Consider the following 23319-nt stretch of genomic DNA (forward strand, 5'->3'; position numbering starts at 1 on the left):
AATTCTGATTTAATATTCAATTCCCGGTTGTGCTTTCACACCTTGATCGCGGAAAGGGTGCTTAATTAGAGTCATTTCGGTTACTAGGTCAGCACGTTCAATTAAAGCAGCTGGTGCGCCTCTACCTGTGAGAATAACATGTTTGTTAGCGGGTTTTTGCGCCAAACCAGCTAAAACATCTTCTACTGGTAAGTAAGCCATTTTGAGGGCGATATTGATTTCGTCTAACAATACCAGATGAAAGTCTGGGTTGCGGATGTATTCTAATGATTTTTCCCAGGCGGCGCTAGCTTTGTCAAGATCGCGATCGCGGTCTTGAGTTTCCCAGGTAAAGCCTTCGCCCATTGCGTGAAATTCTATCTGGTCTTCCCAATAGCTGAAAACCCTTTTCTCAGAAGGTTCCCAGCTACCTTTGATGAATTGAACGATCGCTACTTTATACCCATGACCTAGCGATCGTAACACCATCCCTAAAGCCGCAGTGGTTTTACCCTTGCCGTTACCAGTATTTACAATAATTAACCCTTTTTCTGGTACGGCTTCTGCTATACGCTTGTCTTGAACTTCTTTGCGTCGCTGCATCTTTTTGCGGTACTGTTCATCAGTCAGAGACGAAGACATTACCTCATCAATCAAGCGCCCAATTTCTTGGTCTGAGTTCAATTCTTGTGGTGTATCGTTTTTCATCAAGCTTGTCTAGAAATAACTGTTAAAAGTGTTGAAAATGAGCCAAAATCGCCTTATCTATCCAATTTCACTTACATTAATTGATTGGAAATGTCCAGTAACCTTTCATGTTAAATATTAATAGTGTGTTAGCTTTATTAATGATTTACAGACAAGTGGAACTATATATAATACACAAGCTGAACTTATAATTTGAGTTTACTATTACTGTTTTAAATAATTTAATATGTTCATTAAAGCATTTTATCAGTAAAGTTTTATTATTATCTCCTTTTGTACAGTGATGAGTTAGATACTTTAAGTATCATAAGTATGATATCTAATATCAGGAGTTATGCATTTATGGGTGTTGTTGTTTCCATTTTTCCCATAAAGGCTGCGTATCCTCTGGTTGACCGTCATAGTTGAGCAATTGGTCTGAAATTATCACCCATGACTGGGCGCTGCGTGTCCAAATATTACCCACTGGGCGTAACCAACTTGTATCATCTAAGGTTCCAGCTTTGACATTGATAGTATTTGGATTATAAGTCCGTTCATGGAATAATCGCGTTCCGCAGTCGCCACAAAATAGGTTATTTACTTCACGTCCGCTATCATTTTTCCGAGTCCAAGCTTTTGGTTTTCCCTGAACAATTACAACAGCATCTCGTAAGACTGTAAGAGACATTCCAAAAGCACTAGAAGATTGTTTTTGACACTCCTTGCAGTGGCATAGGTAAAGTGTTAATGGTTGGGCATGAATTTCATAACGAATCTGTCCACATTGACAACCACCGGTATATGGAAGACTCACAAGTTTTATCTCCTGATAATTTGTGTTGCCTTATTGTAACTAAAACTATCTCTGGCTGAAAGCGGGTTTTGTTAGACACAAACAGAAGACACATAGACACGATTCTCTAAGCGTCCCTAAATCACTCTTATTCTTCATCTTCATCCGATTCATCATCCTCACTCCAATACTGTTGAGGTGCATTTCCGTGAACTTCTAAAATCTTAGGTTTTTTAATTTTCTTATCAGGTAGATTAATTGCTTCTAACTGCACATCAAATTTCCAGTTGTCACCAAAATCATAAAGATAGGTCATTTTACCACCTGCTTCTAAAGATAAATCACCAATTTGTACTTGGTCTGCAAATGGCGGTGTTTCCATGTAGGCATGACCGATTTTGATGATGCGACCAAAATGGTCTTTATAACTAAACTCGTAGAGGTGATCGTAATCAAAATCAAAGGCATCAAGGATTGTCTCTGCTAGCCAGCTTAATGGTTTATTTGCTGGTATAGCAATACGTCGCCAAGCTTTATAAAGGAACACTTTAAAAATATAAATACCATCCGTGAAGCCTTGCTTAGGAACAAGTAAATTATGCTTCCATTCTGGAAAAAATGGTTGTAAATGTGACTGTAATTTTCCAAAAGTCACATTTACATCATCCTGTAATTCGCCTCGTATACCCAATGGAAAAAGTAATTGCAACAGAGCATCACCAAAGGGTAAGCGTTGTACACTAGTAATACGCCACCCCTTGCCTTCTTGTGGTTTACCATGTTTGATTGATAACAATCCAAATAACTCTAGCAGGGCAACATTATGCAGACCGGGATAATAACTAATATCGTGTTGGTGTTCATATTTCGGGAATTTTAAACCTTTATCTGGGACGCGGGGCCAAAGCTGCATACATCTAAATAAATTCCCTAATGAATCTTGATGTTCGCCCAAAATTTCGTTATTTCCCCAAATCAACCAAGCTTCTAATAAGTTGAAATAACGTTCTGTTAAGTTCAGGCTTGACCATGATTGTAAAGTTGCTGCGTCTAAAACTAAAACCTGCTTCTTCCCTTGGGATCTAATTTGGGCTATTCCAGAACTGCGTAATAACAGATATAGTCCATTAATGTAGGGGTATGATTTCTGTACGGGGCGTTTAAGTTTAGTTTCAATTGGGTGACTTAACCAAGAATTAACTTCTGATAGTACTTTTAGCGGTAGAAGGTTATTAACACTACTAACTTCCACTCCGTTTGGTTGCAAGAAATCTATCAGGGTTTGAAAGTCATGTAGAATCGTACCGGGTTGATTTTCATCAATAGTGAGTTCTTGGAGGAGTTGTTGTTGTGACTCTGCAAGGGTTGGCAGTTCAGGATTGAGTGTGCGTTCTAGTCGCGCAAATAAATCTTCCATAAATAAAAATTATTAATTATCAATTCACAATTTAACCTTCGTGTAACCTTGTTTTCTTTATAGTATGAATTCAGCAGTTATCCTCAAAAAGATTGACTTGCCAAGTGTCACAGCAGGACTATCAGCACAGTAAGCTTCATGAAATGTGAATGATAATATTTTCACCTTCTACTTGACAATCCCAGGTATTTAATATGAATAGTAACACTCGCCTACAGATGATTTTAGCTGATACACGTATTAATACAGTATTACCTGCGATCGCTCAACTAAATCTACCTAACTGGTGGTTAGCCGGTGGTGCAGTCCGAAACACAGTTTGGTCTTCAGTTTTTGGCAATGATTGTGAGTTAGGTATTAAAGATTTTGATATTGCATTCTTTGATATAGAAGGAAACCGTTCCCAGGAACAAGTAGCAAAGGCAACCCTCACAGAAAAATTTCCTCATGACGAGTTTGATGTCAAAAATCAAGCCAGTTTTGCTCGTTGGCGACTTGGCAGCAGACCTTATACTAATACAGAGGATGCGATCGCAGATTGGCTGCATACTGCTACTGCTGTGGGAGTTCGACTAGATGCAAAAGGGCAATGGCAATTTTTCACACCCTACGGCTTGGATGACCTATTTGGTGGCATTATTCGACCGACACCAACGCATACTCATAATATAGACGCACACAATAAGGCCTCTGGTTTTTTACAAAAGTGTCCTTATCTGCGGTTGGCGTAAAAATTACAGTCAGATTTTAGCCACTACTTTCCGTTACAAGGAACAATTGCTTTTTAATGTACAACCCTTGAGTACGGAATCCCAATGTTAATAATTTTCTCCTGCTGGGAATAATTAAACTAGAACCCCTTTCACGATAGAACGGGGGTGACGCTAATTTTATAACTTTATAATCAAAAATCAATGCCAAATCGTACTGGATATCAAATAAACTCGACTCTCCACGAAGGAATTCAAACGATTATTTATCAAACACAAAGACCAAAGACGCAACAGCGAGTTATCCTCAAGCTGCTTAAAAATGAATATCCGACTCTCGAAGCCTTTACTCGCATTAAAAACGAGTACCAAATTCAGCAAGGTTTAGACCATCCCAATATAGTTAAAGCTATCAGTCTAGAAACATTTCAAAATCGTGTAGGACTGTTATTAGAAGACTTCGGAGGTCAGTCTTTAACTCAACTGCTACAAATAGAAAAACTCGATTTAATTAACCATTTAAAAATTGCCATTCAACTGACTAAAGCCTTAGATTATTTGCATAAACAGGAGATTATTCATAAAGATATTAAGCCTAGTAACATTATCATTAACTCTCAGACAGGTATTGTTAAACTCACTGACTTTGGTATCGCCTCCCGCCTAAATAAAGAAAATCCCCAATTTAATAATCCTAACTGCGTTGAAGGCACACTCGCCTATATGTCTCCTGAACAAACTGGGAGAATGAATCGCATTCTTGATTATCGCACTGACTTTTATTCTCTGGGTGTGACTTTATATGAAATGCTCACTGATAAAACACCATTTTTTAGCCAAGACCCCCTAGAAATAGTTTATAGTCACATTGCTGTTCAAGCAATAAACCCGCAGTCATTAAATTCACAAATTCCTACCACCGTCTCTGAAATTGTGATGAAGCTGATGGCAAAAAATGCGGAAGACAGATATCAAAGTGCCACAGGATTATTAGCAGATTTAGAATTATGTCTCAAGCAATTAGAAACTAAGGGAATCATTACTGATTTTGTTCCAGGTCGTTTGGATATATTGAGCCAGTTATTAATTCCTCAAAAATTGTATGGTCGTGAAGAACAAGTAAATGAACTGTTAGCTGCGTTTGAGCGGATTACATCTGGAACTAGTGAAATGATGCTAGTTTCTGGCTATTCTGGTATTGGCAAATCAGTTTTAGTCAATGAAGTTAATAAACCCATTACCCGCAGACAAGGTTACTTTATTTCTGGTAAATTTGACCAATTAAAGCGGAATATACCTTATGCTTCTTTAATTCAAGCTTTTGCTTATTTAATGCGGTATCTGTTGACAGAAAATAATGAACAAATAGAAATATGGCGTCATAAAATCTTATCAGCTTTAGGAACAAATGGAAAAGTCATTACTGATGTAATTCCAGAAGTAGAATTAATCATTGGTACACAGCCGGAAGTTGCCCAAATTGGGGCAACAGAATCACAAAACCGCTTCAATCATGTTTTTAAAGAATTTATCCAAGTTTTTACTCAAAAAGAACACCCCTTAGTTATCTTTTTAGATGATTTACAATGGGCAGATTCAGCTACTTTAAATTTAATTCAACTGCTCATCACTGATACCGACAGCAAATATTTTTTATTTATTGGAGCATATAGGGATAATGAAGTTAGTTCAGCACATCCTTTAATCCAAAAAATAGAAGAAATTAAGAACAGCGGCACAGTTGTTAATAATCTTGTATTGCAACCTTTAAATTTAGATAATGTAACTAAGCTAGTTGCCGAAACTCTCCAAGAAATAGAAGTTAAACAGGGTGAAGAAACCGGAGTATTTAACAGAAAAATTATTAAGTTAGCTGAGTCAATTTGTAACAAAACAGGTGGAAACCCATTTTTCATAACACAACTAATTCAAGCACTTCATCAAGAAAAACTGTTAACATTTGACTTTGCTAATGCTAAATGGCAATGGAGTCTAGAAGATATTCAAGCAATTGGCATTACTGATAAAAATGTAGTTGAGTTAGTTGCTAGTAGAGTTGAAAAACTACCAAAGTTCACCCAAGAGGTTTTAAAACTAGCAGCTTGTGTGGGCGACAGATTTAGTTTAGATATTTTATCAATAGTTAATGAAAAATCGCCTTCTTTGACAGCAAATGATTTGCACTCAGCTTTGCAAGCTGGATTAATTCTGCCTTTAAGTGAAGCTTATCGTATTCCTTTGGTTTTTAATCAAGAAGAAGCGGTTAATTTAAATTTCGATACTTCACGAGTAGGTTACAAGTTCCTGCATGACAGAGTACAACAAGCAGCATATTCGTTAATTCCAGAAGAACTGAAGAAATCTACTCACCTGAAAATTGGGCAATTGCTTCTCCAAAATATACCCAAAGAGGAAATAGAAGCTAATATTTTTGATGTTGTCAATCAGTTGAATGTAGGTATTGTTAACCTGATAGAGCAATCTGAGAAAACTGAATTAGCACGATTAAATTTAATTGCCGGACGAAAAGCTAAAGCTTCTACAGCTTACGAAGCGGCTCTTAAATACTTCACAAATGGGATAGAACTTTTAAGTATAGACCCTTGGCAAACTGAATATACCTTAACCATCGGTTTATATGAAGGAGCCGCAGAGGCAGCCTATCTAGGCGGTGATTTTGAGCAGATGCAAAAATGGGCTGAGGTGGTGCAGCAAGAAGCCAAAATTCTTCTAGATAAAGTGAAAGTCTATGAAGTACAGATTATTGCTTCTATCATTCAAAGCAAGCAACTGGAAGCCATTCAGATAGCAGTATCGATTCTCCAATTGTTAGGAATAAATTTTCCAGAGGAGCCGACATCAACTGATATTCAGCAAGGGATGAATGAAATCGCTACTTCTTTGAAAGAGAAAGCCATTGCAGATTTAATCAACTTACCATTAATGACCGATCCTAACAAAATTGCAGCCATGAGAATCTTAATGGGAGTTCTCCCTGCGGCTTTTCAAACTGCACCTACAATGATGCCAATTATTGTTTGTAAAATGGTCAATTTGTCCTTAAGGTATGGCAATACGGCTGTATCTGCCTATGGTTATAGTCTTTATGGATTACTTCTTTGTGGAGTTCAAGGAGAAATTAATTCTGGCTATGAATTTGGGAAGTTAGCTTCTAGTTTGGTGTCACAATTTAATGCTGAAGAACTCAAGGCGAAGATTCTGACGGTTGTTAGTGCCCATGTTATGCATTGGAAAGAGCATGTTAGAGAGACATTAACATCATCAATGTCAGGATATTCTAGCGGTCTGGAAACTGGAGATTTAGAATATGCTGGTTATTGTGGTTACATTTATCCCTATCATTCATTTTGGCTGGGTAAAGAACTTTGGGTTTTAGAAAAAGAACTGATAGCTTATTGTGATTCGCTGAAAAAAATTAAGCAGCAAGTAGCTTTCACTTGGAACTCAGTATATTTACAAACAGTTCTGAACTTGAAAGGAAGTTTTGAAAATGTGGACTGTTTAATTGGAGAAGCATACAACGAGCAAAGAATGCTGCCAGTTCATCAGCAAGTAAATGACCTTTACACAATTAACCATTTATTTATGAATAAGCTAATGCTCTCTTACATATTTGGAGAGTATTTTAAAGCTGTAGAAAATGCTGCGATCGCAGAAAAATCTTTAGGTGGTGTTACAGGCTTGTTTGTTGTTCCACTGTTCTACTTTTACGATTCTTTAGCCCACTTGGCAATATATCACACTGCTAAAGAGTCTGACAAGCAAGCTATTCTAGAAAAAGTCCGAGCTAATCAGCAAAAGATGGAACTCTGGGCTATTCATGCTCCCACAAATCACTTACACAGATTTTATCTCGTGGAGGCAGAACGGTATCGCGTTTTGGGTCAAAAACTTGAGGCGATGGACTACTATGAAAACTCGATTGCTAAATCCCAAGAAAATGGTTTTCTCCAAGAGGAAGCTTTAGCTTATGAGTTAGCTGGAAAATTTTATCAGTGTCTAGGTAAAGAATTAATTCATCAAACTTATATAACTAAAGCTTATTATGCCTATATTCGCTGGGGTGCGATCGCTAAAGTTAAATACTTAGAATCCAAGTATGCTTTTCTAGTAGGACAAACTACTACAGTAGAAAACACTACTTCAAAAATGGATACAATTCATCTTACCACTAACACTACTACCAATAGCAGCTTGAGCGATTTTCTAGATTTTAATGCGTTCATCAAGTTTTCACAAGCGATTACCAATGAAATTGTTTTAGAAAATTTATTGGGCAAGCTGATCAAAATTTTACTAGAAAATGCTGCTGCCCAAAAAGCAGTACTACTCCTAGTTAAAGATAATCACTTATATATCGAAGCTTCTGGAAATGCTACTGACGAGGTGGTGACGGTTTTACGCTCGATTCCTGTTGAAAACTATCAGGATTTACCGCTCTCTGTGATTAATTATGTTTCCCGAACTCAGCAATATCTTGTATTAAATGATGCGGCGGTTACAGAACCATTTAACTTTGATATCTATATTCAGAAATCTCAAACAAAATCAATCTTTTGTTTGCCAATTATGTATCAATCACAGCTTACTGGGATTATTTATTTAGAAAACCAGTTATCATCAGGAGCTTTTGTTTTAGAAAGAGTAGAGGTATTAAAAGTCTTAGTTTCGCAAATGGCGATTGCCATAGAAAATGCTAGCTTGTACACCAGGGCACAAGATAAATCTAGGGAATTAGAACAATCCATAAAAGATTTACAAGAGGCGCAACTACAACTTATCCAAAGTGAAAAAATGTCTTCTCTAGGAAATTTAGTTGCAGGTGTAGCACACGAAATCAACAATCCCATCGGTTTTATTACAGGTAGTATCGCTCAAGCCAAAGATATTGTTAAAGATTTAATAGATTATCTGCAACTATATCGAGAAAAATTCCCCAATCCTGGCGTTGAAATTGAAGAAAAAGCCGAAGAAATAGATATAGATTTCTTGCTAAAAGATTTACCAAAAATGATTGATGGTATGACGGTAGGGACACAGCGCATTCGTAACATTAGTACCTCTCTCCGTACTTTTTCCCGCGCTGATACTACCTCGAAAGTATTAGCTAATATCCACGAAGGCATCGATAGTACTCTGATGATTTTACAGCATCGTCTAAAAGCCGATCATAATCGTCCTGCTATTACAATCATTAAAAATTATACAGATATTCCATTAGTAAAATGCTATTTGGGACAATTAAACCAGGTGTTTATGAATATCATTGCGAATGCAATTGATGCTTTAGAAGAAGCAAATATCGGTCGTGATTTTTTAGAGATTCAAGAAACCTATCCTAACATTATTACTATTGAAACTAATGTGATGATAGATAATAAAAATGTATTAATTAAGATTCAAGATAATGCCAAAGGAATGACTGAAAAAGTTAAAGAATGCATTTTTGAGAATTTATTTACTACCAAATGTGTAGGAAAGGGGACGGGATTGGGATTATCTATTAGTCGGCAAATTATAGTAGAAAATCATGGTGGAGATTTGAGTTGTGAATCAGTCTTGGGACAAGGAACACAATTTATAATTTCTATTCCCATTTTGGGAGAATAAATGAATTTTGATAGTTTTAGCCGCAGATTCTCGACTTCTCAAAGGAGTTGAGGATTTTATCACGAATCTTTTAGAATTGCTATAGTAATTCTATTTAGGGCTTACTGAAAGTTTGTAAACTAAAATTAATTTTGCTATTACTAAAACTATGTAAGTGGTAACTTTATTACTTAATCAAATCAACATAAACTTAGTTGCAATTAACACCTCTAACTTACTAATTAACTGTTATAACTAATTGTATACATCAAATCTTGTACGTACTAGCTTTTTCATTTACTAGAAAATAGATTTTCTAGCGAATATAAAATATCATTCCTAGCAAAATCTCCAAGCATTTTAGCCAGGTTTTATTGGCTAAAATTATTAGCCAAAACTTTAGTATTGGCTACAGTACAAGATGCGAAAACATAAATAATTAAGGGAGTAATCTTGTGGAAAAAAGAAGAGAAAATGGGCGAATAGTTGCAAATGCTATCTCGTTTCTGTTAAATCGAATAACTCTGGTTGTGATTGCAGTTGCTCTTGTGCTGTTTATTGGAGGTAGATTTGAAATAGCAAGTGCAAGTCAACCTGACGCAGAATTAGAAATTCAAAAATTAACATCCTGTTACGCTCTGGGAACTGATGCTATTGGTAGAGGAAATCTCCAAGAAGGCAAGAATATTTATCGGAATTGTTTTACTCAAGATGCAGTTCTCACTGCCATTTTCCCTGATGGGGCAACTCAAACAAATTATGGCACAGATCCTTGGGCAGATTTTGTCTATTCAGTATTCCAAGGAAATGGTTATACAGCTACTCAACACTTGATGGGTACAATAAACATTTCAGTTGAGAATAATAAAGCAACGATGACCTCTTATCTCCATGCTACTCACAAACGTTCGGAAACTAGCATTGATGTCGCTAATGGCACTTATGAAGATCAAGTCATCAAAACAAATGGACGCTGGAAAATTCGTAATCGTACCCTTAAACTCATTGATTTCTTGAATCTCAGTTCGCCAACTACTGCTTCTTCAAGCACTAATGCCCGCAGCACTAATTCCTCAGCTACCTTTATAAAACCAAATATACCTCGTTTAAAAGACTAATTCTTCAGATCAGAATGGTATTAATACAGGTTAGATAGTATTATTTACCTTCCTAATAACCTGGAAAAGGAGTGAATTCTAAATATTCACCCCTTTTTTTCACTTGATTGAAACATACTGCAAGATAAAATCCAGTTTGATATTCAATAATTTGCAGCTTTAGCAAGCTTTTGCAGTCAGCCTTTATTCTGTTTGATGTATGAATAGAGAAGTTCGCGATCGCTCCGAGGATTTACAATTAAGCAAGGACTATTACCGTAACTTCCATTACTTACAAGCACAACAGTAACGCCTATTCGGGGACAAACTCCTAAACAACTGGTGCTAACCACCCGAAAATCACCCCATAATCCCTCAAATTTTAAACGCGATTTCAACCAATTTTCTAAGTCTTCGGAAGCCGTTGAGCCTGACTGCTCGTTTGTACATTGCGAACACACAAGCACCAAACCAGACTCCCATCGGGGAGAAACACTGGGAATCGAAGTCTCTAATGGGCGAGGGCGAGAATTTATTAAGGGCGATGCTTGCTGAGAATTGGATGCAAACCTTGTGAAGATACGTTGGATTAATATTTTAATACGCCGGAGCAATTTTTTCATGGACGACCCTATCTGTTTCTCTCAGTGAGAGAATAATATAAGTTTCCCGTTTAGTCTGTTCTAGTAGATCAAAGCATTTATCAAGAGCGAGAACTTATTGCAGGTCGGTTTAAAAGATACAATCAAAAAACGCAAGTAATTGGGTAAGCTACCGCTATTTTGTGATAAAAACCATCCAAGGCTAAAATACTGTAGAAGAAATCAGCCTGCGTTCGCGCTTCGCGTTGCCACAGGCATCGCTTGCACTAATTGAGTGAAAACTACCAAATTCAGAAGCACAATGACAAAAGTTACACTCTACATTGCAGCTAGTTTGGATGGCTACATTGCTCGCACCGATGGCGGAATTGATTGGCTATCAATCCTTGATACAGAAGGTGAAGACTTCGGTTACACTGCTTTCTACGAATCAATTGATGCGATCGTTTTAGGTAGCAATACGTATGAAGTCGGGCTTGGTTTTGATCAATGGCCTTATCCAGAAAAAAAAACCTTCGTTTTCACCCAGCGCCATCTCCAATCTGAGCGTGAGGACGTTGTGTTTGTTTCTGAAGCAGTAAAACAGGCGTTAGCAAATATAGAGACTGAAGGTTTTAAAAATATCTGGCTAGTTGGTGGCGGAAAATTAATCAATTCGTTTCTTCAGCACGGCTTGATTGACGAATATATTATTTCAACTATTCCAACTATCTTAGGTGGCGGTATACAACTTTTCCCACCGCCTACCCCTGAAGAAAAATTGGAACTGATTAACTCAAAACAATATCCTAGTGGTTTACTCCAATCACATTACAGGCGACATATCAAAAATTAAAATAATTCGTAATTATTAATGATAGTATCTATAAATTACGCATTACCTTAGCAAGTCTTCTCCCTTCGCGTAGCGTCTCGTAGAGAAAGGGAGACGCTAAGAGCGAAGACCGTCATTACGAATTATCTAAAGAAGCTTCTGAACAGCCGCGCTAAATTCTTCGTAAGGAGAAACCCCTACTATAGTTTCTGCTAAGATACCATCTTTGAAAATTAAAACTGCTGGAATACTGCGAAGACCGAATTTTTTGAAAATTGGCTTGTTACTGTCAACATCCACCTTAACAACTTTAGCGCGACCTTTGTATTCTTCGGCAAGTTGATTCATTAACGGACTGACTAGGCGACAGGGGCCACACCAAGTAGCAGTAAAATCAACAACAACAATTTTCTCTTCACTTCCATTTAAAACAACATCAAATTCGCTTTCTTCAACGTAACTAACTATGTCAGTATCAGTAGACATTTTTCAATTCCTTAGTATCAAACTAAAATCTCAGCAAAAAGCTAGCTATATAAACTATACTCCCTTCTGAGTGTCAGATTCACCAGTTACCTACATTGGTAAATCCCCACAGATGACTAGCGTATACTTAATAACTTACAATTTTTGTAGGTAGAGTGCGTTATGCGATCGCACCCTACCAACCGAATCTAAAAACCTATACCTTCAAGGCGTAGAAGCCTCAATAGTCATCCTGTCGATCAAACAGTTCTAACAAACCAATTGTGCCGACAAAAAAAGTATAAATAGCATATTTTATTGGTATTTTTTGTCTGGAAGGTGCATAAAAAGCTGCTATAATACCCTCGATAAAATGGCTGATCGTGGCAAAACGCTCAATCCAAAAAATGGGATTCAGACTGCTTGGTACATTAGTATTAGTGATTACTGCATAAATATTCCACGATTCCAATCCAATTGCGCTTGTTATAAGCACTGTAGATATAATTTTTACAAAGGTATAAATCTTTTTCTTGATAAACTTTAAGTCCATACTGTTCAGAAAAATAATGTTTCTAGCGTTTCCTAATCATACAAGGTACATCATAGTCCTCTCTCCGAAACCAGCTAGGAGGGTTTTGGGTGTAGAGTTCTTCTAACTCACCAATAACAGCTATATTTAAAAAATGACAAAAGTGTGGAATAATACATAGGTGAAAAATTTCACTGCACTCCATACATTGATCGTAAAACTAAAGCTATGATTGCTCAACATTACAACTCAACCCATGTTGAAAATAATTTGCTTAAACAAATCAAAATTAAAGAAAATCAGCTAAAAATTGCACAAGAATCTGATATGATCCATGTGGCAGAAGAATTACAGGGTCAATTATTAAAGCTACAGTCTCAATTATCAGAGCCGCAAGATCAAGACGTTGAAATTCAAGCGTTGATGGGTTTGCTAGACGATTAAAGTTGTAAATTTGTGTTACAAATTTTCTTGAAAACACAAAACCTCTGTAACCCTAAATTGTATGTTATTTAATTCTTATTCCTTAGATAAGACCTTGAGGTTTTTGCTGGGGATTTGGTTTTTTGATTTGCGGTACTAAATCAATCTTAAGAACAGGTTTAATTGAGCGCTGTTGTTCTTGCCTCAGAATTTGAATTTCTCTCTCAATTGAATCTTTTCCTTGCCTAAAAAAGTCTTGAGAATTATATAGAACCAAGTCACGGGATAAATGTTGGGCTTGTGCTGGAGTTAAACTAGGAACAGCTGGTTCAGCATTGGCAGAAGTCTGTATAGCCAGCAAAAAAGCTGTTGAAACCACTAAAGGTTTTATTTTTATACATCCGGTGGATATTAGGTTTAACATAATTGATACATCTGTTGCGTGAATCCTGCTTCAAACCATCTTGTATTGGTCTGACTATAAGCAAAGTACACTTATTGGGTTGCTAATTACCTCCCGCAAATGGGTGAATTAATTAATCAAACTATTAGTACAGCACAGCAAAAATCCAGCTACCAGATCAATCCACTAGCCAAGTTGCTCAAGCAACTTGTTAAAACTAGGCAAACTTCCACCACTTGAAATTTAGATGAATGTTGAAAGCTAAAAAATTGCACTAGTACAGCACGGCGGAAATAAACCACCTATTCCAAATCAGTGAAACGCTTACGTTGTATTCATTTTTAATTTTTAATTTTTAATTTTTAATTCCGCCTTGCGGTACTAGATGCCAAAAATCTACTATTGAGCATCTAATGGTATTTTTGCCTTTTGAAACACCTGCTCGACCGTAAATTCCAGTCCCTCAAATAAAGAATCTGTGAGTAATTCTTCTCCCATATAAGTTTGTGGTGCTGCATCTGGATAAAAAACAGTAATGCTTCTGGCTTTACTATCTAATACCCACACCCGCAGCACCTTAGCATCTAAATAGTCTTTGGCTTTAGCTGCCATTTGTCCAAAGGTTTGTCCGGGTGAAATAATTTCAATTACCAAATCAGGAGGAACAGGACAAGCTTCATTTTCATCCCAGTTAGCAGGTAAACGTTCATAAGAAATGTACAAGATATCTGGAATTGGCATCCAATCTCGTCCCCGACGGATTAATGCAACAGCCCATTCTGGGCAAACTTCTCCTTTACCTTCACACGATTGCTCAATCAAATTGAGAAGGACACGGGTAAGTTTTGCGTGAAAAAATTTGGGTGACATTTTAGGAATCGCTTGACCATCAATAAGTTCGTAGGTGATATCTCCCTCACCTGTTGGAAGATTTAAGAACTCTTGCAAGGTTAATTGATTCTTGGCTTGGAGTATCATGGCTCAATAATTTGTAATTCGTAATTGAAGAACATAGCAACTAATGTTTTATTCTGACTCCTGAATTCTTCTTTGGTCACATTCCCCGCAAAACTTGCCGAATAATATCCGATGGCACTTCATCGGTAACTGTTACTACACCAATCTCTGTTGGTAAAACAAACCGCACTTTCCCGGCTTTGACTTTCTTATCTAACTGCAACGTCTCAATAATTGCTTCAATATCTACGCCAGTTGGTAATTGAGTCGGTAAACCCGCTTTTTGAATTAAAGCATTTTGACGTTCTGTGTCAAGATTTTGCCACATTCCCAATTCCACAGCAATTTGACCGGCTGCTACCATCCCAATAGCCACTGCTTCACCGTGATTTACTAGGCGATAACCAGTTAAACTTTCCACTGCATGACCGATAGTATGTCCATAGTTGAGAATCGCCCGTAATCCCCCTTCTTTCTCATCTTTGCTAACAACATCAGCTTTAGCTTGACAAGAGCGCGTTAATATGCTGGTTATGAGTTCAGGTTTGACATAGCGGAGTTGGTCGAGGCGTTTACTTGCTTCCAACTGGGCAAACAATTCGGCATCCCAAATCACACCGTATTTAATCACTTCTGCCATTCCTGCCCGAAACTCGCGCATAGGTAGAGTTTTTAATACATCTGCGTCAATCAAAACTAAGCGCGGTTGATGGAATGCCCCAATCAAGTTTTTGCCGTGGGGATGATTCACGCCAGTTTTGCCACCAATTGCCGAATCTACCATTGCCAACAAAGAGGTAGGCACTTGGACAACGTTAATGCCGCGCAGCCAAGTTGCAGCCGCAAAGCCAGTCATATCGCCAATTACACCTCCACCCAAAGCCACCATAGTCGCAGAACGTTCTAGGCGGTTTTCTAAGGCAATATCGTAGAGTTTTTGGATGGAATTGAGGGTTTTGTAGCGTTCCCCAGGTGGTAGAGTGCAGCTAGCAACTTCAAATCCAGCAGATTTTAGGGATGCGATCGCTCTTTCGCCAAAATGTTTAAAAATCGTCGGATTAGAAACCAGCAATACCTTCTTGCCTAGCTTGAGACTAGCCATCTGTTGACCGAGTTGATCTAAACTCGAAGATATCGCAATCTCATAAGACTGCCCTGGTAGATTTACATTAATTACAGAAGTCATTGCCCAACCCCTAACAAGCGCCCGTGGGCTGTATTGTATCGCAATGTGGGGATTGAGACTGGGGACTGGGGACTGGGGACAAGGATAATAACCTATGCCCAATGCCCAACAACTAATGATTCAATAGATTTAGGAACTATTGTGGAGAAAAATAAATGTTTGCAATTGTAGCTTACATCGTCTTCTTGGGTTTATTCTTTGGCTTATCTGTCGGTCTGCTGTTCGGTCTGCGGACTGCCAAAATAATTTAGCCAAGAATCTTTCTTGTGGGGTGGGCATCTTGCCCGCCCATCTGATGCAATTTAAATATGGAAGAGCTTAGTAGCGCAAGGTGGAAGTCAAAATTCAAAAGTTTTGTATATCAAGGTTTTTGCTTGTTTTAAATGGTAGCTTGCCACCGTGCTGTACTAGTTAGTAGTACGTAGGTGTCGTCCTAGATATCGCACTTGACCAAGCCAATTTTAGATTTTAGATTCTTTTGGTTCATACCAGATTAAGCGCTTTCAACCCTTCTGGGTGAAACAAATCCAAAATTTAAAATCCAAAATCCAAAATCTGAAATCTGTTAATTACCCCCTTTTGCCTGGGACAGGGGAAAATAAAGACATATAAGAGCGATCGCCTGTATGAGCTACTGCCTTAATCCCCATTGTCCCAAGCCGGAAAATCCCGATCATGTCAATTTTTGTGTGACTTGTGGTTCTAAGTTACTCCTCAAAGAACGTTACCGTGCTATCAAACCAATCGGACAAGGTGGTTTTGGCAAAACTTTCTTAGCTGTGGATGAAGATAAACCCTCCAAACCACGCTGCGTAATTAAGCAATTTTATCCCCAATCCCAAGGCACGAACACTCTTGCAAAAGCTGTAGAGTTATTTAATCAAGAAGCAGTGCAGTTAGATGAATTGGGCAAACATCCCCAAATTCCTGAACTACTGGCATATTTTACCCAAGAAGCCCGGCAGTATCTTGTACAAGAATTTATTGACGGGCAAAACTTAGCCCAGGAACTAGCACATAAAGGGGCTTTTAGTGAAACGCAAATCTGGCAACTATTAAATGATTTATTGTCAGTTTTGCAATTTTGTCACGCCAGACACGTAATTCACCGTGATATTAAGCCAGAAAATATTATTTTACGTAGCAATGATAGCAAACTAGTGTTAGTAGATTTTGGTGCGGCTAAATCTGCCACTGGCACTGCTTTAAATAGAACCGGTACTAGTATTGGTAGTCCAGAATATGTTGCACCTGAACAAATGAGAGGTCGGGCTGTTTTTGCTAGCGATATTTACAGTTTGGGTGCTACTTGTGTGAATTTATTAACCCAGCGATCGCCTTTCGATTCTTATGATACTCAAAACGATACATGGGTTTGGCAGCAATACTTGCAAACTCCTATCAGTAATCCGTTGAGTCGTATTCTGAACAAGATGCTAGAAAGTATTCCAGTTCGGCGTTATCAAACAGTCGATGAAGTTCTCAAAGACTTAAATCAATACTCTCAAGTTGCAGCCACACCAGCGATTGCGGCAAAACCTATCCCTCAACCACCATCTAATTCTCCACCCGCTTTTTTATCGAAATCTCCTAGTCAACTTGAGAGGGAATTAGAAGAAATGAAAACCCAATTTATGGGTAGCAGTAAACCTCAACCAAATAAAGTACAGCCACCAAACCCCACATCTCAGCCACCTAGTACAAATAAAATAGATCAAGAATTAGAAGAATTGAAAGCTAAATTTCTTGGTAATAACAACCTCTAAAATACACTATGACTTCTCTCCTAAACCTCATTTATGTTGAAACCTAGAGTTTTTTAAAAGATATATTTATGTAGGTTGGGTGGAGTGAAACGCAACCCAACGTTATCACCAAATTTTATGTTGGGTTGTTACGCTGTCGCTGCACCCAACCTACAAAACTACGGTTCTCAAGGTAGACGAGGTTTAACAGACTATGGTGTATATACATCTCCGTGTAAAACAAAAATCGTTATAGTAAGTTCTAATGGAGGTGATTTTTTCAAATGCTAAAAAAATATGAAGATTTATAAACTTTTAATTATCTTAGTAGGAGCGATCGCACTCCTTACCAGCGCTGGTTATTATTATGTATTCATCTTAGGTGCGCCCCAACTAGACCCACCCCAAGAAGAGGCCAATACTGGGCTAAAGTTGCAATTAGCAACCTTCAACTCCCAAGCTATGGGTGCAGTCCGTAATTATGGCGTGATTTTGCCCCCTGGTTATAGCAAAAATCCGCAAAAGCGATACCCTGTAATCTTCTTGCTACACGGTGGTCATGATGATGCCCGTGCTTATGCTGATAAATATGCACTCTTAGACGTACTGCACGAACTTTATCAAAGTCGAAAATTACCACCATCGATTGTGATTACACCCGATGGTAATGATAATCGCGGTTCCAGTCCTTTATATGACCCCGATTACTTTGATGGCCCAAATGGTAAAGTAGGAACTTTAATTGGTTCAGAATTAGTGCAAGTTGTCAAGTCGCGCTATCGCACTTTAGAAAAACCCCAGTCTTGGGCGCTGGGAGGCCTGTCTTCTGGAGGATGGGGGGCTTTTAATATTGGGTTACGGCATCTTAACAACTTCCAGATATTATTTAGCCATAGCGGTTATTTTACCGATAACAGTGGTTCACAAAATAGTCCCCAACAAATTGTGCAGCAGCTATCACCCCAAGATCGGCAGCGATTGCGTGTTTACCTGGATGCGGGTATGAATGATAGTAATTTACTAGCTTCTACCAAAGCTTTTAACGAAACCTTGAATCAGTTAGGCATTGCTCACGTATTTTATGCGTTTCCTGGAGGTCATGGTTTGTCTGGTGCAGATATAGGCTGGAACTACTTTCACAAACATCTTAAAGATTCGCTATCGTATGTAGGTGAACAGTTTCAAAAAAGTTAGGAATTAAGAGTTAGGAGTTAGGAGTTAAGAGTTTTAACGCCAAAACAAATGACCAATGACCAATGACCAATGACCAATGACTAATGACTAATGACTAATAATTTAAAAACTCAGATTGGACTTTGGAGTGCGGCATTCCTTACAGGTTTAGTCGGAGTAGTAAATTTGTTATCAGCAGTGACACCTAATCTGTATGGTAGAAATCACTGGTTGAAGGAATTTTTGCCATTTGATATCCGGGCCAGTGGTCATATATTTGCAGCCCTGACTGGGTTTATTTTATTAACACTTGCTACTAACTTATTACGCCGAAAAAAAATAGCCTGGTTGCTTACCATTGGGTTACTAGTAATTTCCATTTTCAGCCATTTGCTGAAGGGATTGGACTATGAAGAAAGTCTACTCTCTGGGGTTTTACTGGTGCAATTAATCTTGATGCGCCATTTTTTCACGGCGCGGTCAGACCGTCCTTCTATCGCACGAGGAGTCAGAGTACTTATAGGCGCTTTATTATTTACTCTGGCATACGGAACTATTGGATTTTATTTGTTAGATGGCAAATTTTCCGAGAATTTTAATTGGCGTGAAGCGATAGTTCAGACTTTGGCAATGTTCTTCACTGCGGATAATTGGGGACTGCAACCAAAAAGTCGATTTGGAGAATTTTTTGCTAATTCTATTTATATTATTGCAGCAGTTACTATTGCTTATGCAATGCTAATGCTATTGCAACCTGTGTTTTGGCAAAATCTAGCAACTACAAATGAGCGAAAAAGGGCTAAAGAAATTGTCGAGCAATATGGATGTTCTTCTTTAGCAGCGATCGCACTCTTAAATGATAAGAGTTATTATTTCAGTCCTTCTGGTAACAGTGTAATTGCTTATGTTCCTAAGGGACGGGGTGCGATCGCCTTAGGAGATCCCATTGGCCCTGTTGAAGACCGCAAAGAGACAATTGTTGCTTTCCGAGAGTTTTGCCAGCGTAACGACTGGTATCCCAGTTTTTATCAAACTTTGCCCGATGATATTGAGCTTTACAAGTCATTGGGGTTTAGAGTACTCAAGATTGGAGAAGAAGCGATCGTTGACCTAAAAAGTTTTACGTTACAAGGTAAAGCCGGTAAAAACTTTAGACCCTCAATCAGTCGTTTAACTAAGCTAGGATACCAAATCGACTTTTATCAACCACCCATCGCCAATGATTTATTGCACCTCCTCAAACCTGTCAGTGATGAATGGTTGAAAATGGCGCAAGGTTCGGAAAAACAATTTTCTTTGGGTTGGTTTGATGAAGCTTACCTGCGAGAGTGCGAGATTGCTGTAGTGCATAATCCTGAAGGTCAGATCAGCGCCTTTGCCAACATTCTCCGAGAGTACCAACTCAACGAAGCCACTATTGACATGATGCGACATCGCTCATCTCTTGAAAATGGCACAATGGACTTTTTATTTATTTCCCTACTCCAACATTTTAAAGAGGGTGGCTACGACAGCTTTAATTTTGGTCTTTCTGCCCTTGCGGGAGTTGGAGACAACCCAGAATCACGCCGCTTGGAAAAAGTATTGCACTATCTTTATGGGCACTTGAATCGCTTCTACAACTTCAAGGGATTGCACGCTTACAAAGAGAAGTTCCGCCCCCGTTGGGAACCGCGTTATTTGGTTTACCCCAGTTTAACCGCCTTACCAGATGTAGTTGTGGCATTGATTCGCGCAGATTCAGGCGATCGCCTCTTCGATTATTTCAAACCTGGAGCGTGAACTACCCATATTGACCACGAGCTACGTCTACACAACTTGGCATTTTTGTGATACAATTGTACTATAAAAGTATGGATGTCCGGTGAGTATGCAGCGCGAAATTTACCAGACGATGCCCAGAACTTGTAGTAAATGAACGCCCTAGCTAGTCGTCTGTCAAATTCATTTTGACGGTTAGAGAGACGTGATAAATCGCTGTCTCTACAGGGAATTTATTTTTGAATTTTGAATTGTTAATGACCTTTATGTAGAAGGTAGCAATATGACGAATAATCAAATTTCTCTGGTAGAACTAATCCAAATTTTTACACAGTACCGCAACAATATTATCGTCAATATCAAGCACCTACAAGAACATTATCAAAGAACAGGTATCAAACGTGTTAAAGGTGTTAGAAACGAAAATGGGGAACTGCTTCAACCTTGGTTAAGAACAGAATATATTGATAATGCTGAGTATGTAAGTATGGGCAATTTTCAGTTTAATCGCAATACTGCTACTCTCAATATGCTTATCAAACGTAAAGTCAAACTTGCCAAATTTGAAGATCAAACCCCCACCATTGAGGTAGCAGGTTTGCTAGTGAATGACCTCAATACCTTTAATAACTATACAATTGTCAGTGACGGCAAAATTAACGTAAAGTCTTTAGTAGTCAAAATCAGCAGTAAAAAAGCCTTTGACTTGCTCAAAGAAAAAGGCATACTGGATGCAAAAGAATTTGATTTCCGTGCTGAATATACCATTGAGTTAGATAACTTGCCCCTTGTAGCTGCTAATAGTTGTTACAGCAGCATTGATAGACTATTCAATGAGCTAGCAGAAATTAAAGTACTTATTAGTATTATTTCTGCTCACTTAAGAAAGGAGTCAGATGTATTTGTAGCAGGACAGTTAGATGAGTTTAAAAAGCACTATCTGTCTAAAAATATTTACATTAATTTCCCTACAACCAATGAATACACAGATATTAATGAAGCTTTAGTTAATGGTACTATTGAGTCAAGATTGAGTTATAAAATTGATGTCGGTAGTCAAGATATTCTTAACCTCAGTAAGTTTCATTCTGCTAACAAGTTTCTGAATAGAATGTATCGTGTTTATGATAGAATAAATGGAGAAATTTTCATCAAGCCTAGTTTTGAGATGGCATTGAATGAAAATCTTGCTTTTCGGCACAGGCTACTATCATCACGTACCAAGATTACAAAAGTTGACGAATTGATGAAACCAATTTTTGATGATTTTCTTGGGCTTGAGCAAAATGGTATTGTTGTAGGTATTCTTAAGAAAGTTGGTGCTGATAGTTTGGCGCAGTTATTGCAGGATAAACAAACTGGTAAGCAGATCAACAAAGAGGAAATTGTTGCAGCTTTAACGGCAGCAAGTAACAAGCTAGAAAAATATGCAGAAAATATCTACCAAGACAAAATATGTCCCTTAGTATTTTACATTGGTTCTACTGGACTATTGCCAGATCAAATGCAAGCAACAGCTATGACTGCTGATGAAGCTGCTGCTAAATACCCAAATCTGCAATTTTCTAAAGATGAGCAAGAAGGTACTTTTTTTGCAGTTGGTGATAGTATTATCAGCATCTATGCAAAAACTGAATATTACAGCAAACTTATTTCTGTAGGTGTAGATAATTAGATTAGATATACTAATCTAATTTGATTTGTGAGAATGCAAATATTAGAATACCGACTTATCAAATAAGTCGGTATTCAATACGCTTATTTTAAGGTTTATTGATGAAAATCATAGATCGCAAATATCCGATAAATCATCACAAAGACGCGATAAATCGACCTCTCTACAAGCATTTTGGGCTTATATGAACTGTATTTAATTCTATATTATGGTTTCCCTAAGATACAACTAGAGCTTGGATTGATTGCAGAAGCAATTGAACTTGTGGGTGAAGATATTAAAACAATAACACTAACTATAATCTGTAAAGATAGTAGCAATAAAATACTGGAGTAAATTATTTTTAAATCTTTATTAATAATTTGAAAAAAACGTTCTGCAAAGGAAGAATAACCAGCAATTCCCACAGAACCAAAGCTTCCAAAAATTAATAGTCTCATCAATAAGTCAATGGAAGATGTAAATGGCGATCGCTCTTGATTAAAACAAGGTATAAAATTATATTTTTCAATTCTTAAATCCCCTAATAAGGATTTTAGAACCTGGTAGCAACTACGTATTTATTTTAAGTTTTAGTATATAAAAATCTAGTACTTGAGTCGACTAGACAATATAATGTATAATATAATACCTAAGATGGTCTGATCAGAAATCACAGATATAGCAATCCGATTTAATTTTTGAACTCATTTGCGTAAGTAAGAGTAGGGAATTTCTTACAATTCACATAGGATTGCTATATAGTTTTATGTTTTTGTGACTCAAGACAGAGCCGCGATTGTCTTGTTATTTTGATATATCACTTTGCAAAGTTAATTTTATTACCTGATATAGCAATAGATTTACTAATAATCTTTAAGAAAATTACGCAGAAATCAACTTCAATGAGACAATCTGACCTAATCTTCTCAACCGAAAGGAAGACATGAACGATCGCACAAAGGCTCTTCAGGCTCTCGCCGCTGAACGTTGGCGGATATCCCTGATTCTCAGTGGAGCCATGATGTTTATTTACTTCGGCTTTATCCTATTAATCGCGTTCAATAAGCCCCTGCTGGGGTCATTAGTATTGCCTGGTCTGAGCCTGGGAATTTTACTAGGGGCGCTGGTAATTGTCTCAGCATGGGTATTAATTTTTATCTACGTGCGTTGGGCAAATAGCAGTTACGACGACCAAATCGCAAGGCTGACACGTAAGTGAAAATTGGGTATGGGGATGAGGGGGTAGGGGCAAGGGAGCAGGGAGCAGGGGAAGAGAAATGTGGGGAGTGTGGGGGATAAGACTTC

At 37.8% G+C, this 23319-nt stretch carries 20 protein-coding genes; 11 read left to right on the plus strand and 9 right to left on the minus strand.

The features are described from left to right. Positions 1-9: 9 nt before the first annotated feature. From cobO to FD723_RS12215, 3 genes are all read right to left on the minus strand, one after another. Positions 10-687: a cob(I)yrinic acid a,c-diamide adenosyltransferase gene (cobO, locus tag FD723_RS12205; RefSeq protein WP_179065576.1), complete on the minus strand. Its 678-nt coding sequence runs from the start codon at positions 685-687 to the stop codon at positions 10-12. Positions 688-1027: 340 nt separating this feature from the next. Next, positions 1028-1483, minus strand: a complete 456-nt coding sequence (locus FD723_RS12210) for a GFA family protein (protein WP_179065577.1) — start codon at positions 1481-1483, stop codon at positions 1028-1030. Positions 1484-1610: 127 nt separating this feature from the next. Next, a complete protein-coding gene (locus FD723_RS12215; protein WP_179065578.1) occupies positions 1611-2879 on the minus strand; it encodes a plasmid pRiA4b ORF-3 family protein in 1269 nt (422 codons plus the stop codon). Positions 2880-3073: 194 nt separating this feature from the next. Between FD723_RS12215 and FD723_RS12220 the strand changes: the two genes are divergently transcribed. From FD723_RS12220 to FD723_RS12230, 3 genes are all read left to right on the plus strand, one after another. Next, a complete protein-coding gene (locus FD723_RS12220) occupies positions 3074-3610 on the plus strand; it encodes a nucleotidyltransferase family protein (protein ID WP_179065579.1) in 537 nt (178 codons plus the stop codon). Between the two features lie 183 nt (positions 3611-3793). Then, positions 3794-9220, plus strand: a complete 5427-nt coding sequence (locus FD723_RS12225; protein WP_179065580.1) for an AAA family ATPase — start codon at positions 3794-3796, stop codon at positions 9218-9220. Between the two features lie 434 nt (positions 9221-9654). After that, positions 9655-10317: a nuclear transport factor 2 family protein gene (locus FD723_RS12230; protein WP_179065581.1), complete on the plus strand. Its 663-nt coding sequence runs from the start codon at positions 9655-9657 to the stop codon at positions 10315-10317. 176 nt (positions 10318-10493) lie between these two features. Here the strand turns inward: FD723_RS12230 and FD723_RS12235 are convergent, their stop codons facing one another. After that, positions 10494-10919 carry a (2Fe-2S) ferredoxin domain-containing protein gene (locus FD723_RS12235; protein ID WP_179065582.1) on the minus strand — a complete coding sequence of 142 codons (426 nt, stop codon included), beginning with the start codon at positions 10917-10919 and terminating at the stop codon, positions 10494-10496. A gap of 280 nt (positions 10920-11199) precedes the next feature. On the opposite strand from FD723_RS12235, the gene FD723_RS12240 reads away from it, so the two are divergent. Beyond that, positions 11200-11733, plus strand: a complete 534-nt coding sequence (locus FD723_RS12240) for a dihydrofolate reductase family protein (protein ID WP_179065583.1) — start codon at positions 11200-11202, stop codon at positions 11731-11733. A gap of 126 nt (positions 11734-11859) precedes the next feature. Here FD723_RS12240 and trxA read toward each other — a convergent pair whose 3' ends face one another. Continuing rightward, positions 11860-12198 (minus strand): thioredoxin, encoded by a 339-nt coding sequence (trxA, locus tag FD723_RS12245; RefSeq protein WP_179065584.1) that lies wholly within the window; start codon positions 12196-12198, stop codon positions 11860-11862. A gap of 220 nt (positions 12199-12418) precedes the next feature. Beyond that, entirely contained in the window at positions 12419-12730 is a 312-nt protein-coding gene (locus FD723_RS12250) for a hypothetical protein (protein WP_179065585.1), read from the minus strand. A gap of 207 nt (positions 12731-12937) precedes the next feature. On the opposite strand from FD723_RS12250, the gene FD723_RS12255 reads away from it, so the two are divergent. Next, positions 12938-13153 (plus strand): hypothetical protein, encoded by a 216-nt coding sequence (locus FD723_RS12255; protein ID WP_179065586.1) that lies wholly within the window; start codon positions 12938-12940, stop codon positions 13151-13153. 82 nt (positions 13154-13235) lie between these two features. Here the strand turns inward: FD723_RS12255 and FD723_RS12260 are convergent, their stop codons facing one another. The 3 genes from FD723_RS12260 to aroB all read right to left on the minus strand — a co-directional run bounded on the left by FD723_RS12260 (position 13236) and on the right by aroB (position 15678). After that, positions 13236-13556, minus strand: a complete 321-nt coding sequence (locus FD723_RS12260; RefSeq protein WP_179065587.1) for a hypothetical protein — start codon at positions 13554-13556, stop codon at positions 13236-13238. A 378-nt stretch (positions 13557-13934) separates the two neighbouring features. Beyond that, positions 13935-14513, minus strand: coding sequence for a Uma2 family endonuclease (locus FD723_RS12265; protein WP_179065588.1), 579 nt, complete (start codon positions 14511-14513; stop codon positions 13935-13937). A 76-nt stretch (positions 14514-14589) separates the two neighbouring features. Continuing rightward, a complete protein-coding gene (gene aroB, locus FD723_RS12270) occupies positions 14590-15678 on the minus strand; it encodes a 3-dehydroquinate synthase (protein ID WP_179065589.1) in 1089 nt (362 codons plus the stop codon). A 155-nt stretch (positions 15679-15833) separates the two neighbouring features. On the opposite strand from aroB, the gene petL reads away from it, so the two are divergent. From petL to FD723_RS12300, 6 genes are all read left to right on the plus strand, one after another. After that, entirely contained in the window at positions 15834-15929 is a 96-nt protein-coding gene (gene petL / locus FD723_RS12275) for a cytochrome b6-f complex subunit PetL (protein ID WP_179065590.1), read from the plus strand. A gap of 375 nt (positions 15930-16304) precedes the next feature. Beyond that, positions 16305-17444: a serine/threonine-protein kinase gene (locus FD723_RS12280; RefSeq protein WP_179065591.1), complete on the plus strand. Its 1140-nt coding sequence runs from the start codon at positions 16305-16307 to the stop codon at positions 17442-17444. A gap of 276 nt (positions 17445-17720) precedes the next feature. Further along, positions 17721-18617, plus strand: coding sequence for an esterase family protein (locus FD723_RS12285; RefSeq protein WP_179065592.1), 897 nt, complete (start codon positions 17721-17723; stop codon positions 18615-18617). A gap of 90 nt (positions 18618-18707) precedes the next feature. After that, positions 18708-20378 carry a phosphatidylglycerol lysyltransferase domain-containing protein gene (locus FD723_RS12290; protein WP_179065593.1) on the plus strand — a complete coding sequence of 557 codons (1671 nt, stop codon included), beginning with the start codon at positions 18708-18710 and terminating at the stop codon, positions 20376-20378. A gap of 262 nt (positions 20379-20640) precedes the next feature. After that, a complete protein-coding gene (locus tag FD723_RS12295) occupies positions 20641-22032 on the plus strand; it encodes a hypothetical protein (protein ID WP_179065594.1) in 1392 nt (463 codons plus the stop codon). 925 nt (positions 22033-22957) lie between these two features. After that, positions 22958-23233: a DUF485 domain-containing protein gene (locus tag FD723_RS12300; protein WP_179065595.1), complete on the plus strand. Its 276-nt coding sequence runs from the start codon at positions 22958-22960 to the stop codon at positions 23231-23233. The last annotated feature ends 86 nt before the right edge of the window (positions 23234-23319 follow it).

The sequence above is a fragment of the Nostoc sp. C052 genome (assembly GCF_013393905.1).
Taxonomy (GTDB): domain Bacteria; phylum Cyanobacteriota; class Cyanobacteriia; order Cyanobacteriales; family Nostocaceae; genus Nostoc.

What these genes read in the sequence shown, in the direction of transcription:
- cobO (WP_179065576.1), bottom strand. Translation starts at nt 687, where the DNA reads ATGAAAAACGATACACCACAAGAATTGAACTCAGACCAAGAAATTGGG.
- FD723_RS12235 (WP_179065582.1), bottom strand. Translation starts at nt 10,919, where the DNA reads ATGAAAAAATTGCTCCGGCGTATTAAAATATTAATCCAACGTATCTTC.
- FD723_RS12280 (WP_179065591.1), top strand. Translation starts at nt 16,305, where the DNA reads ATGAGCTACTGCCTTAATCCCCATTGTCCCAAGCCGGAAAATCCCGAT.
- FD723_RS12220 (WP_179065579.1), top strand. Translation starts at nt 3,074, where the DNA reads ATGAATAGTAACACTCGCCTACAGATGATTTTAGCTGATACACGTATT.
- FD723_RS12265 (WP_179065588.1), bottom strand. Translation starts at nt 14,513, where the DNA reads ATGATACTCCAAGCCAAGAATCAATTAACCTTGCAAGAGTTCTTAAAT.
- FD723_RS12240 (WP_179065583.1), top strand. Translation starts at nt 11,200, where the DNA reads ATGACAAAAGTTACACTCTACATTGCAGCTAGTTTGGATGGCTACATT.
- FD723_RS12295 (WP_179065594.1), top strand. Translation starts at nt 20,641, where the DNA reads ATGACGAATAATCAAATTTCTCTGGTAGAACTAATCCAAATTTTTACA.
- FD723_RS12285 (WP_179065592.1), top strand. Translation starts at nt 17,721, where the DNA reads ATGAAGATTTATAAACTTTTAATTATCTTAGTAGGAGCGATCGCACTC.
- petL (WP_179065590.1), top strand. Translation starts at nt 15,834, where the DNA reads ATGTTTGCAATTGTAGCTTACATCGTCTTCTTGGGTTTATTCTTTGGC.
- trxA (WP_179065584.1), bottom strand. Translation starts at nt 12,198, where the DNA reads ATGTCTACTGATACTGACATAGTTAGTTACGTTGAAGAAAGCGAATTT.
- FD723_RS12290 (WP_179065593.1), top strand. Translation starts at nt 18,708, where the DNA reads ATGACTAATAATTTAAAAACTCAGATTGGACTTTGGAGTGCGGCATTC.
- FD723_RS12225 (WP_179065580.1), top strand. Translation starts at nt 3,794, where the DNA reads ATGCCAAATCGTACTGGATATCAAATAAACTCGACTCTCCACGAAGGA.
- FD723_RS12260 (WP_179065587.1), bottom strand. Translation starts at nt 13,556, where the DNA reads ATGTTAAACCTAATATCCACCGGATGTATAAAAATAAAACCTTTAGTG.
- FD723_RS12300 (WP_179065595.1), top strand. Translation starts at nt 22,958, where the DNA reads ATGAACGATCGCACAAAGGCTCTTCAGGCTCTCGCCGCTGAACGTTGG.
- FD723_RS12255 (WP_179065586.1), top strand. Translation starts at nt 12,938, where the DNA reads ATGATTGCTCAACATTACAACTCAACCCATGTTGAAAATAATTTGCTT.
- aroB (WP_179065589.1), bottom strand. Translation starts at nt 15,678, where the DNA reads ATGACTTCTGTAATTAATGTAAATCTACCAGGGCAGTCTTATGAGATT.
- FD723_RS12250 (WP_179065585.1), bottom strand. Translation starts at nt 12,730, where the DNA reads ATGGACTTAAAGTTTATCAAGAAAAAGATTTATACCTTTGTAAAAATT.
- FD723_RS12215 (WP_179065578.1), bottom strand. Translation starts at nt 2,879, where the DNA reads ATGGAAGATTTATTTGCGCGACTAGAACGCACACTCAATCCTGAACTG.